The following is a 15339-nucleotide window of genomic DNA, read 5'->3' as shown; positions in this document are numbered from 1 at the left end:
ACAAAATTGTCATCTTGCAGTCGGGCCTATTGAGTGGCAAATTCCCGCGCATGGTTTCAAAACGTCTTAGCCGGGAAGCCGGCCACCGCCGTAAATTTCTTGTCTCAATTGATGAAACGCCCGAATGCGGACGTGCGGTTGCCTATGCATCACGCCGTGTGCGCAATACCGGCGGCGCATTGGTGTTGCTGTTCGTCATCGACCCGTCTGATTTCCAGCAATTCCTTGGTGTCGGCAATATTATGCGGGCAGAGGCACTGGAACGGGCGCAGACAGCCCTGAATAAATATGCAACGCAATTACGTGAGCAATACGGCATTGAGCCTGAACTGATTGTACGCGAAGGGCAGACTGCGGAAGAAATTCACAGCCTGATTGAAGAAGATCAGGATATTGCCATTCTGGTACTGGCTGCCGGTTCCGGCAAAGAAGGTCCAGGACCGCTGGTACAGTCGATTGCAGGGCGCGGCGCATCCTTCCCTGTTCCGGTCACAGTCATTCCGTCAGATCTTTCTGACGATGACATTGATGCCGTCGCCTGAAACACCTATATTAAGAGCAATCACGCAACTCTGTGGTCATGGTTGCCGTATTTTCTTTACAGCCCCTCATTTAACACGGGAGAACTTCAATGTTCATCCAGACTGAAGCCACACCTAATCCGGCGACCCTGAAATTCCTGCCGGGTAAAGTGGTTATGCCGGAAGGCACTGCTGATTTCCGCGATGCGGACAGCGCCGCCAATACCTCGCCTCTCGCCGCTAAACTCTTCGCAGTACCAGGCGTGAATGGTGTATTTTTCGGCTATGATTTCATCACTGTCAGCAAAGACGGTGCGGAATGGCAGCATCTCAAACCGGCTATCCTCGGTACGATCATGGAACATATGATGTCCGGCGCACCGGTCATGGCGTCAGAACAGTCCAAAGGTCACGATCATACCGAAGGCGAGTTCTTCGCCGATGCGGATGCGGAAATCGTTGAAACCATCAAAGAACTGATCGAAACCCGCGTGCGCCCTGCTGTGGCGCAAGACGGCGGCGACATCACATTCCGTGGTTTTGAACATGGCGTTGTTTATCTGCATATGAAAGGCGCCTGCTCAGGCTGCCCGTCTTCAACAGCAACACTGAAACACGGCATTCAGAACCTGCTGAAACATTTCGTTCCGGAAGTTCTGCAGGTTGAAGCTATCTGAGATTTCAGAAATATCATCAATAAAAAACGCGGCTTAAAAGCCGCGTTTTTTTATTATCTCTGCCATACCAGATTACAGCACAACAACCTTGGCACCGACACCGGCACGATCATATAGATCCATAATATCCTGATTAATCAGACGGATGCAGCCGGAAGATACATTCTTGCCGATGGACCACCATTCCGGCGTCCCATGGAGACGATAGCCGCTGTCACGTCCGCCTTTATACAGATAGAGCGCACGGGCCCCCAGCGGATTATTCAGACCGGGTTTCATGCCACCGGCATATTTTGCCAGTTCCGGCTGGCGCTTGATCATCGGTGCCGGTGGTGTCCATGTCGGCCATTCACGTTTCATGGCAACTTTGGCATTGCCTTTCCACTGAAAGCCCTCACGACCAACACCGATACCATAGCGCATCGCCTTACCATCCGGCTCAACATGATATAAAAACTTGTTCTGCGTATCGACGACAATTGTGCCGGGCGCTTCTGTCGTTTCATATTTAACCTGCTGACGGCGATATTCCGGTGCGATTTTCTGAACAGGAACCGTCGGCAGCACATAGGTTGCATCTGTAACACTGGAATAGGATGCCGTACTGGTCTGAAAAGGTGAGGTTGTCGAACAACCGGCCAGCGCCATTGTCAAAAAAAGACCCGCGGCAGAGAGTGCATTTCTGTATACCATTTTTCCCCTCAGAAAACCGTAATGACAGTCAACATTTGTTGGGAACAAGTTAACCATTGATTCTTAATCAATCATTAACCATGATTATCTTTTATAAAATCCGTTATCCAAGATAAACGGACACCTATACTGACAGAGACACATGCCAATTATCTCGCCTTTTCAACAACATCCTCTCAGTGACGGCCGTCAGTCCGAACTGGCATTGCTGGTGCGGCGCGGCGTGCAGCGCCTGTGCCTTGATCTGAATATTCATGTTTTACCTGAAATTTCTCTGCGTTCAGGCAGGCGCGCCGATCTGGTCGGGCTGACGCGCAAAGGTGAAATCTGGATTATTGAAATCAAATCATCTGTCGAGGACTGGAAAGCCGATCAGAAATGGCCGGATTACCGCAATTATTGCGACCGGCTGTTTTTTGCCACCCATGCACAGATGCCGCGTGAAATCTTTCCGGAAGATTGCGGTTTTATACTCTCGGACGGTTATGGCGGGGAAATTCTGCGCGATGCACCAGAGCACAAACTGGCACCGGCCACACGCAAAGCGCTGACATTACAGCTGGCACGGATCGGCGCAAACCGGCTGACACTTGCAGAAATGGCAGGCGTGTCGATGCCGCTCAGTGATGCCGACTGATGAAACCAGCCGGCATGATTATAAACATAAAGCTTAACGCGGAGCGCGTTTGGCCAGAATACGCTGCAATGTGCGGCGATGCATGTTCAGACGGCGTGCTGTTTCAGAAACATTGCGTTCGCACATTTCATAAACGCGCTGAATATGTTCCCAACGCACACGATCTGCGGACATCGGGTTTTCCGGCGGCGCAATCTTCTCACCGTCACGGCGGGTCAGCGCTGCAAAAACCTCATCCGCATCCGCAGGTTTGGAAAGATAATCAATCGCACCGATTTTGACGGCATTCACAGCGGTGGCAATATTGCCGTAACCGGTCAGCACAATTGCGCGGGTATCTTCACGCTTGCTGCGGATAGCTTCAATAATGTCCAGACCATTACCGTCACCGAGGCGCATATCAACAACGGCATAGGCCGGAGCTGCCAGCTTCACAGCAGCAATGCCTTCCTCAACGGATTCAGCTGTTGTTACTGTAAAACCACGGCTTTCCATAGCACGCGCGAGCCGCTGCAGAAACGGTTTGTCGTCATCAACCAGAAGAAGCGAAGGATCACTGCCGATGGCAAGGTGATCATCCTGACTCATATCATCCATCAGGTATTCCTTACTCGTCTTTTGTCTTTTTACTTATTGCTGCGCCTGCGTCAAAAAGTCAAATATGCAATGTAACTATTCATGTAAAACGACAAAATTCATAGCATTTCACAGAGATTTTACTCAAAATATGCCTGTAAAGGCCACAGTTTCAAACACTGAAAAACGAATCTTTCAGTCTCAGACACCCTCCCTGCTTCTCCGGAGAATCGGATTTATGCTGTCAGCGCCTGCCGCGACCAGACAATCGTAATTTCCGCACCGCTTTGACCCGGTTCAGGACGATTGGCAAAGGAGATATGCGCACCGGAACGCTCCAGCAGTGTTTTGGCAATGAACAGCCCAAGCCCCAATCCACCACCATTGCGCTCATCGCTGCGGCGCGACATATAAGGCTCACCGATCCTGTCGAGCATATCCACCGAAAAGCCTTTGCCGTCATCACGGATCGTGATGCGCACCGAATTCTCGTCCCAACCCCAGACGACTTGTGTCTCGGTCTTGGCAAAATCCACGGCATTCTCGATCAGATTACCCAGACCATAGATCACACCGGGATTACGACGGACAACCGGCTCGGCAATCATTGATTTCGGATCCGGATTTTTCTCAACATCAATCTGAATACCGAAATTGCGATGCGGCGCGATGACTTCTTCGATCAGAGAAGACAATGCCAGTTTCGACATATGCTCTTCGCCTTCCGAAGACAGGCTGGTGAGACGCTGCAGAATTTCGCGACAACGCTGCGCCTGAGAGGACAGCAGCTGAATGTCCTCGGCATAACGGTCATCATTTTTCAAAGCGCGCTGCATCTCCTTGACCACCAGTGTGATGGTCGCCAGCGGTGTTCCCAATTCATGGGCAGCAGCAGCAGCCAGACCATCCAGCGCCGATAAATGCTGCTCGCGCTGCAAAACCAGTTCCGTCGCGCTCAAAGCATCACCCAACAGGCGCGCTTCTTCAGCAATACGATAGACATAGACACCGCTGAAAATCAGCGTCGAAACAATGGCACACCAAACGCCGATGACGAACATCAGCGGCAGTTCCAGCGTCATGCCGCTATACCAAGGCAAAGGCAGATGCCACACCACCAGCACGTTGGCACAGGCAATCGCCATCAGGCCGAGCAGCAAAATACTGCGCACAGACAGAGCGGTTGATGCAATAATCACCGGCACGACCAACAGCACGGCAAACGGATTTTGCAGACCGCCGGTCAGATAAAGCAGGCCGGTGAGTTGCAGAATATCAAAGGCTAAGACCAACAGAACCGTACGTAAATCCAAACGATGATTGAGCTGGTAGCGGAAAGATAAGAACAGGTTCAACCATGCCGATACGGCAATCAGCGCGAAGCTGATACCGAGCGGAAACACAAAATGCAGCGACAGAGAAACGAACAAAACGGCTGCGGTCTGGCCGGTAATGGCAAACCAGCGCACGCGCACCAATGTTGTGAGACGCAAGCGACGGGAAAGCGACGAGGCCCGGTTTATCAGATCACCATTTGCCATGCAGTCATTCCCCGTAAATTATCGCGCATAAAATGCCTTATGCGGCAAAATCACGGCACACGCAAGTTAATCTGCGCCATCCTGCCGCAGGGCAATTGCGACGCTATATTTCAACTATGGCGAGCCGAAAACGGTGTTCATCGAGAACCGGAGCGGAGCGTACAATAGTACGTGAGCCTAGGTAAGCGCAGAAGAGTGCCATTTGCAGGCTGCCGAAGCATTGTTACTCCAGTCAAGTTGTTTCAACTTGACTGGAGTAACAATGCGACAAATCAAAAAAAGAGCCGAAATATTCAAGTCCCGCGTGGTTTGGCACGCCGAGTGGGATCAGCCTCTGCGGGATTTTCCGGCCAGACATGGCGGGGATAACGGCCGCGCATATCGGTGCGCACATCGGCCCATGAGCCTTTCCAGAAATTCGGCAAATCGCGGGTGATCTGGATCGGCCGGTGCGCCGGAGATAGTAACTCCAGTAGCAGCGGCACCGTATCGCGGGCAATGGAAGGATGCGTTGTCAGACCGAACAATTCCTGCACCCGCACGGCAATCACCGGTTCATCGCCCTCATAATTAATTGCGATATTGGAGCCGGTCGGCACAGTAAAATGTGTTGGTGCCAAAGTATCAATCTGCCGTTGCAGATCAAACGGCACGAGAGAGCGCAGGCCATTCATCAAAGCAGACTGACTGATTTTATCGAGCCGCGCCTCTCCGGTCAGAAATGGCAGCAACCAGTCTTCCAATGTTGCCAGCAGATGCTCATCATCCATCGACGGCCATGGCTCACCAAGCCCGCGATAAAGCCAGCCAAGACGGCGGCGCAGCGTTAAGGCTGACTTATCCCAAGGCAGAATATCCAAACCATATTGGCGCACAGCCTGAACTACACCGAGATCAGCAGCCTCACCCGATGGTGCTGCCAGATTTTTCTCCGACAGGGTTATTGCCCCCAACCGCACCGCTTCACGGGCACGCAAGGCCTTGCGTTCAGGATCGTAGATGATCTGTTGTCCGCCCTCGATCTGGCTCACCAAACTCTTGCGGATATCCTCTTCACTCACCTCAGCGGCAGAGAGAATACGCTGCGCCCCTGCCCGTCCGGTCAGATCAGCAACCACCAGCCACTGCACGCGGGAGAGATGTTGGCTGGCATCCAGCTCACCACCGCGCCCATTGGCCAGAATAAACTGACCGCCATTGCCACGCGCTTTGGCCACGCGATCCGGATAGGCATCCAGCAGCAGACGACCCGCATGGGCATCGTCTTTGCTTTGCGCATTTGCAGCCGGTAAGTCTTTAATCAGCGAGCGTGCCAAGCCACGCGCCTTTTGCGCACGATCACCGCGATCCCGACGAAAACGGGAAAGCCGAGCATCGAGATCAACCTCATTACCGCCAAGGCCGCGCTCGGTCATCAGCACGGCAAGCTCTGCTGCCTGCAAGGCCTCGCCGCGATTGACAGCCTCTGCCACCATATGGGCAAGCCGCACCGGCAAAGCCAGTTTTCTGATCTGCTCGCCGGATGCTGTCAGCCGCCCGTCTGCATCCAGTGCGCCAAGCCGTTTCAGCAAGGTCGCCGCTTCTTTCAGGCTGGCTGCTGAGGGCTGATCGAGCAAACGCAAATCGCTGACATTTTGCACGCCCCATGCCGCACAATCGAGCAGCAACGATGACAGATCAGCTTCCAGAATTTCCGGCGTGGTAAAGCGTGGCAGAGAAGATGTTTGCCCCTCATGCCAGAGCCGGATCGCTATACCAGATTGGGTTCGCCCCGCACGCCCTGCCCGCTGGGTAATCGCCGCCTGCGATGCGCGCACTGTCTCCAGCCGTGTCAGGCCGGTCGCCGGTTCAAAACGCGGCTGGCGCGACAACCCGCTGTCGATCACCACCCGTACGCCGTCGATGGTAATAGAGGTTTCAGCAATCGAGGTCGCCAGCACCACTTTGCGTTTACCTTCGGGTGCCGGTTTGATCGCTGCATCCTGATCGCGCCCGTCCATTGCGCCATAAAGCGGGCAGAGCATCACATGCTCACCAATGCGCCCTTCAAGGGCACGAACTGTACGCTCAATCTCGCCCTGACCGGGCAGAAAACACAGCAGGCTCCCCTGTTCATCCGCCAGAACGGCACGAATTGTCCGCGCCATAGCATCTTCAATCCGCTCATCGGCTTTGCGTTCCTGATAGCGGATTTCTACAGGAAAACTGCGGCCTTCACTCTCCACTACCAGCGCATTATCGAGCAGTTCCGCCACCCGCGCACCGTCAAGCGTTGCCGACATCACCAGAATTTTGAGATCGGGGCGCAAGGCTCCCTGCACATCCAGCGCCAGCGCCAGTCCGAAATCAGCATCCAGACTGCGCTCATGGAATTCGTCAAACAGCACCGCACTGATGCCAGACAATTCCGGGTCATCAAGGATCATACGGGCGAACACGCCTTCCGTGACCACCAGAATTTGTGTCTGCACATTATAGCGGCTGTCGAGGCGCATCCGGTAACCGACTGTTTTGCCAACCTCTTCGCCGAGCAAGCGTGCCATTTGTGTGGCCGCAGCGCGCGCCGCCAGCCTGCGCGGTTCCAGCACAATAATCCGCCCGTCCTTGCGCCAGTCTGCCTGTAAAAGATGCAGCGGCACCAAAGTTGTCTTACCCGCACCGGGCGGCGCAACCAGAACGGCAGAACCGCCAGCCTGCAAGGCATGATCCAGTTGCGGCAGTGCCTCACGGACAGGCAAAAACGGAAGGGATGAAACGGACTGCTGAGGCAAAGACAACGCACCTGATAAATGATTCTGATTGCTGCGAATTATAAACAGCCGCGTTATGCTTTACTATTCTTGAGGAGCAGATATGGCACATCAATTGACATACTCCCCCATAGTATATATTTTCATCACCATATTCATCGGTAGAAAACTATGCCCCACTCACCGGAAGCCAAGAAACGCGTCATGACACGCCTGCGCCGCATCAAAGGTCAGGCGGAGGCATTGGAGCGCGCGGTTGAGGAAGGCACAGAATGCGGTGCGCTTCTACAGCAGCTTGCCGCCATGCGTGGTGCCGCTACCGGCCTGATGGCGGAAGTTCTGGAAAGCCATTTAAAAGAGACCTTCCAACAGCCGCAGAAAGCCCTGTCTCCGACTGAAATGGATACAGAAATCGACCAGCTTATGCGGATTATCCGCTCTTATCTGAAATAAAAGACCACTGATTTAAGAGGAACAAAGCCATGAAATCGCGCGCAGCCGTTGCCTGGGAGGCCAATAAGCCACTCACTATTGAAACAATCGAAATCGGTGGTCCGAAAGCCGGCGAAGTTCTGGTGGAAGTGATGGCAACGGGTGTATGCCACACCGACGCCTATACGCTGTCCGGCCTTGATTCCGAAGGCAAGTTTCCGGCCATTCTCGGTCATGAAGGCGCAGGCATTGTGCGCGAAGTCGGTGCCGGTGTTACCACGCTGCGTCCGGGCGACCATGTGATCCCGCTTTACACACCGGAATGCCGTTCGTGCAAAACCTGCCTGTCGCAGCGTTCCAATCTCTGCACCTCGATCCGCGCCACGCAGGGTCAAGGTCTGATGCCGGATCGTACTTCGCGCTTCTCCTGCGACGGCGGCGAAATCTTCCATTATATGGGCTGCTCGACCTTCTCGAACTTCACCGTTCTGCCGGAAATCGCGCTGGCCAAAGTGCGTGAAGATGCGCCTTTCGACAAGATCTGCTATATCGGCTGTGGTGTTACCACCGGTATCGGCGCGGTGATTTATACCGCCAAAGTGCGTCCGGGTTCCAATGTTGTGGTGTTCGGCCTCGGCGGTATCGGCCTCAATGTTATTCAGGGTGCCCGCATGGTTGGTGCCGATAAGATCATCGGCGTTGATATTAATCCGGCCAAAGTGGAAATGGCGAAGAAATTCGGCATGACCGACTTCATCAATCCGCGTGAAATCGGCAATGACAAAGTGGTGCAGGCCATTCAGGATCTGACTGACGGCGGTGCAGACTATTCCTTCGACGCAACCGGTAATACCGATGTGATGCGTCAGGCACTGGAATGCTGCCATCGCGGCTGGGGTGAAAGCATCATCATCGGCGTGGCTGAAGCAGGCAAGGAAATCGCCACCCGTCCGTTCCAGCTGGTCACCGGCCGCGTCTGGAAAGGCACAGCATTCGGCGGCGCACGTGGTCGTACCGATGTACCGAAAATCGTTGACTGGTATATGGAAGGCAAGATCAATATTGATGATCTGATCACCCATAAAATGCCGCTTGATGAGATCAACACCGCTTTTGATCTGATGCATGAAGGCAAGTCGATCCGCTCGGTGATTACATTCTGATGACACAGTTTTTTTCCCGCTGGAACGAAATCGACGATCTGACACCACGCGCACTCTATGCAATGCTGAAACTGCGCATGGATGTCTTTATTGTCGAACAGAATTGCGCTTTTGCAGAAATTGACGGCAAGGATATCGGTGCATTTCACCTGAGCATTCTTGATGGTGAGGAACTCGCGGCAACGCTGCGGGTTCTGCCACCGGAAGAGAATGAAGCAGTAAAAATCGGCCGTGTTGTGGTAGCGCCAAACTATCGGGGCTATAAACTCGGCCAGCGCCTGATGCAGGAAGCTGTTGATTTTGCGCAAGCACGCTTTCCTGACCAGCCAATTGAGCTGGGCGGGCAAAACCATTTGCAGAAATTCTACGGTTCTTTTGGCTTTGTCGCCATTTCCGAAGAATATCTGGAAGACGGCATTCCGCATATCGACATGCGTCTGGAACCGGCAAACGGAGCCTCTGTATGAATTTTCTGCTGCGCCGTCATATGTCCTTCTATATTGCAGCGGCATGCGGCGCGGCAGTCTTTCTGATCTGCCGGATTTTTTCTCTCTCACCGGCACCGGTAATTGCGGTCAATTGTTTCTTCATCCTCTATCTGCTCATGGCTTTAAAAGCCTTGCCGCATTTAAGTTCAGCTTATTTGAAGAAACATGCTGCAAGCACTGACGAGCCGGTCTGGATTATTTTTCTGGTCACGTTTGCGACTGTGATTTCCTCCATCACCTCGCTGTTCATTCTTATAAACCAGCAGCAACAACAGCATGATCTGTTCACATTTGCTGCGACACTGGCTGCAGTGCCGCTTGGCTGGTTCACCATTCATATGATGACAGCGCTGCATTATGCCCATCTGTACTGGGAACCGGATCAGACCACGCCCAAAAACGGAAGCTCAGGACGCAACCATAAAGGCGGCTTTGAATTTCCGAATACGCCGGAGCCCTCCGGTTATGACTTTGTCTATTTTGCTTATGTGATAGGCATGACCGCACAAACCTCCGATACCAGCGTCACGACACCGGCCATGCGCAAGGTCACTCTGCTGCACAGTATCGTTTCCTTTTTCTTCAATACCGTACTTGTTGCTGCGGCGGTTAATGTCGCTGTGGCTCTGGGGAGTTAGTTCATGGAAATCATTTCAAAGGCAAAAGCCTTCGGCGGCACGCAGGGCGTCTATCGCCATAAAAGTGAAGCCTGCCAGTGTGATATGACTTTTGCTTTGTTCCTGCCACCGCAGGCAGAGCACGGCCCCGTGCCTGTCCTCTGGTATCTCTCCGGCCTGACCTGCACCCATCAGAATGTCATGGATAAAGGTGAATATCGCCGTCTTGCCACCGAGCTTGGCATTGCTATTCTCTGCCCTGATACCAGCCCGCGCGGTGATGATGTGCCGGATGAGCCGGATAACTGGCAGTTCGGTAAAGGCGCAGGCTTCTATCTCGATGCTACAGAAGCGCCTTTTGCCAAAAACTATCAGATGTACAGCTATGTTACAGAAGAACTGACCAAACTGGTGGCTCAGGAATTCCCGCTGGATATGTCCCGTCAGGCAATTACCGGCCACTCCATGGGCGGCCATGGCGCAATCACCATTGCGCTGAAAAATCCTGAACGTTTTAAATCTGTCTCAGCTTTTGCACCGATTGCCCAGCCTTCTACTGCCGGATGGTCAAAGCCTGCCCTTGAGAAATATCTCGGCAGTGATCAGAGTGCATGGCGCACTTATGACACAACCGCGCTGATTGAAGACGGTCACCGGATTGAAAGCCTGCTGGTTGATCAGGGGACTTCGGACAGTTTTCTGGATGATGGACTGCGCCCGTGGCTGCTACAGGAAGCCTGTGCCAAGGCGGCCATCCCACTCACATTGAATATGCGGGAAGGCTATGACCATTCCTATTATTTCATCTCAACCTTTATGGATGAGCATTTGCGTTGGCACGCTGCCCGCCTGTGATATTCCGGCTTTGATGGTCTGCAAATGGCGCGTTTCTGCGCTTCCGGTGCTCATGTGCACACGGCACCGCACGCCCAACAGGGCGTGCAAAGGATGCCGTGATCTAAATAGCTGCATAATCTTATCTTTAATCAAAGAGGATTAAAGGATTATGCAGGGTACACTGCGCGCCGGTTCTCGAACCACACCATTTTCGTCACATCAAAAACGGAATATGTGTCATGTGCCGCGCTGAAACTCAGCGCGGCGTCACCTTCATCAGCAAACCGTTTTTAGGCTGAGTGGTCAGTTTCTGTACCGGCCACGGCTTCGCATTTCCCACCATATCAAAACGATGCTTTGACAACAGAACCGCCAGAGCAATCACCGCTTCCTGCATGGCAAAACTGCCGCCGATACAGACGCGCGGGCCTGCACCGAATGGCAGATATTGAAAACGGTCAATCTTGTCGCGGTTTTGCGGATGGAACCGCGCCGGAATAAATGCCTCCGGATTATCCCAATATTTCCGGTGCCGGTGGATTGTCCACGGCATCACGATCACCGCCGTACCTGCCGGAATTTTCAGGTCGCCAAACTGATCATCCGCAAGCGCCTCACGATTGATCGAGGGAGCAGGCGGATAAAGCCGCATCGCCTCCTCAAAAGCGGCGCGAGTCAGAGGAAGCTTTTCCAGCCATTGATGCGGCGGTAAATCCTTGCCTTCACCATTCATGAATGCATCAATTTCCGCTTCCACGACAGCGCGCTCTGATGGGGCTTGCGCCAGTAAATAGAGCGTCCAGCCCAGTGCCCGTGCGGTTGTTTCATGCCCCGCGCCGATGAAAGTAATCAGATTATCCTCAATCTCATCCCGCGACAGGCCATCCGGTTTTTCAGCAGAAGTTTCCGTCTGCAATAACAGTGTCAGGAAATCATTCGGCACGGCTTCACCACGATCCATCCGCTCTTTGCGCAGCTGAATCGTCTCCGCCACAATGGAACGGAAAAAGCCTAATGAACGTCGGCCACGCAATTGTGTCAGGCGGGGCAACCAGTCCGGCGCGCCAAGCAGATCAAACGGATCGACCCGTCCCATCGTCTCGAACAGACGATCTGTCTGGCGGGCAAATTCCTTCGGATCACCGGCAATCTCGCCGGAAAATAATGTCTCTGCCAGAATATCATAGGTCAGCAATGTCATGTCCCGCGACACATCTGTCACTGTGCCTGATATGCGATAGCGGTTGGTGAAGGTCTGCGCACTTTTCAGCATGGCATCAGCGAAGCCATGAATATGACGCGGTGTGAACACCGGTGCCATAGCTTTGCGTGAACGCCGCCATGTCGAGCCTTCGGCGGTCAGCAACCCGTCACGCAGGATCGGGCGCAATACGCGCTGACGGATGGTGCCCATCGGATAATTTTGCGGATTTTCCACCAGAACATGACGGATCAGCGTCGGATCATTGGCGATAATCGTATGCATACCGAGCCAGTTCACCTCAACCCACGGCTCATTATAGGAAGGCTCGCCCCAAAGCTCTAACGGGTTACGATAGACAATCCGCATCAGCTCCAGCCGCCCGACCGGATCTTTTCGCGGAACCGGTGCCGGTGGCACAAAAGGGTGCTTTGCCGGAATTGCACCGGCATTTAAAAGTGAAGATCGTAGCAATTCAGTCATGATGCCATCCTGAAAATGTTTCATCATGCTGTTCTGGTATCAGCCTTGTGCCCCCAAACACATGCCGCAGTTAAATGTCTTCATTCAACGTCCGCAAGCATGTGTCACTCAAGAATCCAGAGCGTACACAGCAAGTTGAATGCGCTGTAAAGGCTCTGGCAGCACCGGAAACAGCGACTACCTCAAACAGATATAGGAAAGACAATAAGGCAAAACAGCGATCCCGCAAATTTTGCCGTAATTATCTGACAGGAAACTTGGAACGCGCACTGGTCAAGGCTGTCCCGCCTGCCTATATGTGCTGTTAACTTCAGAGAAATATGAAAGCCCGCTTCCGTGTCATCCGCAATCAACAGCATTATCAGCCTGCCATACCGGCTTATGCTGTTTCTGCTTGCGTTCATGATGCTGCAGTTTTGTGCCTTTCAGATGTCTGCACAGGCTTACACACCTGTTATGCCGCTTGCAGCCGAAATTACACATGTTGCGCCGGCGCATGAAATGATGGATCACGGGCAGCACAATAAAGCGCCGGAAACCGGCCAGCATCACAGCACCAAGGGCATGGCCTGTGCAGTCAGCGGCTGTGTTATGCCTGTTCCTGTAGCACCGGTTATGGCACAAATTGATGCCTTTCCGCGCGCACTAAGCGCGCCCTATATGCAGGTCTTGCACGGACTGCCGCCTGCCCTTTCCGATCGCCCTCCGATCTCTGTTTGTGCCTGAAAATCACAATGCACCGCGCTGACCTTCGGCGCAGGTGATAATATTTTCTGACATAAACGGAGTATTCCGATGAAAACACTTAACCGTCGTCAGGCCATGCTGTTCGGCCTTGGTGGTCTGTCCGCTGTTACCCTGCCAGCTCTGCATCTCAACCGTGCAAGCGCACAAGGCGCCCATGATATGCACAATATGGCACCTGCCGCATCTGCTGCTCCAGCAGGTGTAAAACTGCCTCACCCTGCCCTTTTGCAGCCGGATAATAGCGGATTGGTCAAGCTGAAGATCGCCAAAGGCCGCCACAGTTTTCAGGCTGGCAGCAGTGCCGCTTCCGCCGGTATTAATGGTAATTATTTCGGCCCTGTTCTGCGTCTGCAAAACAAATCCCATGTGCGCTTCGCTATTGAAAATGCGATGGATGAAGTCACCACTCTGCATTGGCACGGGCTGATGATCCCGTCTGATATGGATGGCGGGCCGCATAATGTGATTAATGCGGGCGCTGTATGGCAGCCGGAATTTGACATCAATCAACCGGCATCGTTCAACTGGTTCCACCCGCATACACATATGGAAACCGCCCGTCAGGCACATATGGGTGCGGCCGGTATGTTGCATGTCAGCGATGGCGGCGACCGTGAACGCGGCCTGCCGGATACATTCGGCACTGACGATCTGTTTTTGGTATTTCAGGATCGCCGCGTGATTGACGGTGACAATGTTTATGCGCCGGATTTCATGGATCTGATGCATGGTTTCCGGGGTCAATATCTCACCGTCAACGGTGCTATTGCCCCTGTTGCCACAGTGCCGCAAAGCATTGTGCGCCTTCGCCTGCTCAATGCCTCCAATTCGCGTAATTATCACTTCCATTTCAGTGATAGCCGGATGATGCATGCGATTGCGTCCGATGGCGGCTTCCTCGCCAAACCGGCAGCGGTGGATATTCTGACCATTGCACCGGGTGAGCGCTATGAAGTGCTGGTCGATTTCTCCAATGGTATGGCTGCGGACTTTACCAGCCTGCCTGATGACGGCTCCGGCAGAACACCGAAACTGAGTGATGCACAAAGCCTTGAGCATCTGATGCGTTTTGAGGTGAGCGATGATCTGAAAACCGATGTGATGAAACTTGTTTCCGCATTGGAAGAACCGGCTGCTGCCGATCCGGCCAAGTCCGCCAAAACCCGTTCTTTCGTCTTTGATGAAAACATGGCCGGTAACATGGCGATGATGCGCAAGAAAATGATGGGCGGCGAAAGCTCCCCTATGGGGCAGATGGACCATAGCAAAATGGATCACAGCCAGATGGGGCAGATGCCAATGCCGCAACCATCAAAGATGCAGGAAATGATGTCCGGAGAGATGGATCATGGCGAACATTCGGCACGTTCAGCTGACCAGATGGGACCATCGCTGACTGCTGCCACCTCCGGCATCACCATGTCGATTGCGGATAAGCCTTTCGACATGAGCCGCGTGGATGTGGAAGCCAAGCTCGGTTCCATGGAAATCTGGAAGCTGAAATCTGTTGAAATGGGACACCCGTTCCATATTCACGGTGCCAATTTCCGTGTCCTTTCCAAAAATGGTCAGGCAGCACCGGATTATCAGGCCGGATGGAAAGACACCGTGCTGGTCGACGGAGAAGCCGAATTGCTGGTTCACTTCAAAGCAGAGGGCAAACGCTCACATCCGTTCATGTTCCATTGCCATGTGCTGGAGCATGAAGATGTCGGTATGATGGGACAGTTTGTAACTGTCTGATCCGCGCTTTTGAAGCAGAATTGAACATATACGCGCCCGATGCGGACAGGCTCTTACAAGGCCTTTCGCCTCGGGCGCGGTTTATTACATAAAAACTGGTAATTATGCCGTTTTTCAGCGCTAAAATTTGGTAAATCGGCTCTCAGCGACTATATTAAAGAGACCATTTCAGCCTGATTCGTTTCAGCACTTTCCGGCCCGTTCCGGTAAGCCGGAATCTATAATCAGCCAAA

At 53.2% G+C, this 15339-nt stretch carries 15 protein-coding genes; 10 read left to right on the top strand and 5 right to left on the bottom strand.

From position 1 onward, the window contains the following. Positions 1–14: 14 nt before the first annotated feature. Together BKD14_RS02020 and BKD14_RS02015 are read left to right on the top strand one after the other, a co-directional pair. Positions 15–542, top strand: coding sequence for a universal stress protein (locus BKD14_RS02020; RefSeq protein ID WP_028233568.1), 528 nt, complete (start codon positions 15–17; stop codon positions 540–542). An 89-nt stretch (positions 543–631) separates the two neighbouring features. After that, positions 632–1198 carry a NifU family protein gene (locus BKD14_RS02015; RefSeq protein ID WP_075654080.1) on the top strand — a complete coding sequence of 189 codons (567 nt, stop codon included), beginning with the start codon at positions 632–634 and terminating at the stop codon, positions 1196–1198. Between the two features lie 72 nt (positions 1199–1270). Here BKD14_RS02015 and BKD14_RS02010 read toward each other — a convergent pair whose 3' ends face one another. After that, positions 1271–1891 (bottom strand): L,D-transpeptidase, encoded by a 621-nt coding sequence (locus tag BKD14_RS02010; RefSeq protein WP_075654079.1) that lies wholly within the window; start codon positions 1889–1891, stop codon positions 1271–1273. A 142-nt stretch (positions 1892–2033) separates the two neighbouring features. On the opposite strand from BKD14_RS02010, the gene BKD14_RS02005 reads away from it, so the two are divergent. Then, positions 2034–2528, top strand: a complete 495-nt coding sequence (locus tag BKD14_RS02005) for an MmcB family DNA repair protein (protein ID WP_075654078.1) — start codon at positions 2034–2036, stop codon at positions 2526–2528. 33 nt (positions 2529–2561) lie between these two features. Here the strand turns inward: BKD14_RS02005 and BKD14_RS02000 are convergent, their stop codons facing one another. The 3 genes from BKD14_RS02000 to hrpB form a co-directional block, all read right to left on the bottom strand. Next, positions 2562–3125 (bottom strand): ActR/PrrA/RegA family redox response regulator transcription factor, encoded by a 564-nt coding sequence (locus BKD14_RS02000; RefSeq protein ID WP_075654077.1) that lies wholly within the window; start codon positions 3123–3125, stop codon positions 2562–2564. A gap of 215 nt (positions 3126–3340) precedes the next feature. After that, positions 3341–4645: an ActS/PrrB/RegB family redox-sensitive histidine kinase gene (locus BKD14_RS01995; RefSeq protein WP_075654076.1), complete on the bottom strand. Its 1305-nt coding sequence runs from the start codon at positions 4643–4645 to the stop codon at positions 3341–3343. A 293-nt stretch (positions 4646–4938) separates the two neighbouring features. Next, the gene (gene hrpB, locus BKD14_RS01990; protein WP_075654075.1) at positions 4939–7416 is read right to left on the bottom strand and encodes an ATP-dependent helicase HrpB; all 2478 of its coding nucleotides are present in this window, start codon (positions 7414–7416) and stop codon (positions 4939–4941) included. A gap of 150 nt (positions 7417–7566) precedes the next feature. Between hrpB and BKD14_RS01985 the strand changes: the two genes are divergently transcribed. From BKD14_RS01985 to fghA, 5 genes are read left to right on the top strand one after another with little or no spacing between them, the layout of a single operon-like run. Then, entirely contained in the window at positions 7567–7848 is a 282-nt protein-coding gene (locus BKD14_RS01985; RefSeq protein ID WP_075654074.1) for a metal/formaldehyde-sensitive transcriptional repressor, read from the top strand. Between the two features lie 29 nt (positions 7849–7877). Next, complete coding sequence (locus BKD14_RS01980) at positions 7878–8990, top strand: S-(hydroxymethyl)glutathione dehydrogenase/class III alcohol dehydrogenase (protein WP_075654073.1); 1113 nt, start codon at positions 7878–7880, stop codon at positions 8988–8990. Beyond that, positions 8990–9457 (top strand): GNAT family N-acetyltransferase, encoded by a 468-nt coding sequence (locus BKD14_RS01975; protein ID WP_075654072.1) that lies wholly within the window; start codon positions 8990–8992, stop codon positions 9455–9457. Before BKD14_RS01980 ends, BKD14_RS01975 begins: the two co-directional genes overlap by 1 nt. Beyond that, positions 9454–10116 carry a DUF1345 domain-containing protein gene (locus tag BKD14_RS01970; RefSeq protein ID WP_075654071.1) on the top strand — a complete coding sequence of 221 codons (663 nt, stop codon included), beginning with the start codon at positions 9454–9456 and terminating at the stop codon, positions 10114–10116. The genes BKD14_RS01975 and BKD14_RS01970 overlap by 4 nt, the downstream gene beginning before the upstream one ends. A 3-nt stretch (positions 10117–10119) precedes the next feature. Then, positions 10120–10950, top strand: coding sequence for an S-formylglutathione hydrolase (gene fghA, locus BKD14_RS01965; RefSeq protein WP_075654070.1), 831 nt, complete (start codon positions 10120–10122; stop codon positions 10948–10950). Positions 10951–11188: 238 nt separating this feature from the next. Here fghA and BKD14_RS01960 read toward each other — a convergent pair whose 3' ends face one another. Then, positions 11189–12616, bottom strand: coding sequence for a cytochrome P450 (locus BKD14_RS01960; protein ID WP_075654069.1), 1428 nt, complete (start codon positions 12614–12616; stop codon positions 11189–11191). Between the two features lie 336 nt (positions 12617–12952). On the opposite strand from BKD14_RS01960, the gene BKD14_RS01955 reads away from it, so the two are divergent. Then, a complete protein-coding gene (locus BKD14_RS01955; RefSeq protein ID WP_139316310.1) occupies positions 12953–13342 on the top strand; it encodes a hypothetical protein in 390 nt (129 codons plus the stop codon). 69 nt (positions 13343–13411) lie between these two features. Continuing rightward, entirely contained in the window at positions 13412–15106 is a 1695-nt protein-coding gene (gene cueO / locus BKD14_RS01950; RefSeq protein WP_075654068.1) for a multicopper oxidase CueO, read from the top strand. Positions 15107–15339: the final 233 nt, after the last annotated feature.

Origin of the sequence: Pseudochrobactrum sp. B5, assembly GCF_001939785.1 — a bacterium.
Lineage (GTDB): Bacteria > Pseudomonadota > Alphaproteobacteria > Rhizobiales > Rhizobiaceae > Pseudochrobactrum > Pseudochrobactrum saccharolyticum.
The sequence above is the reverse complement of the archived record's forward strand: the minus strand, read 5'-3'. Positions and strand labels throughout refer to the sequence as shown.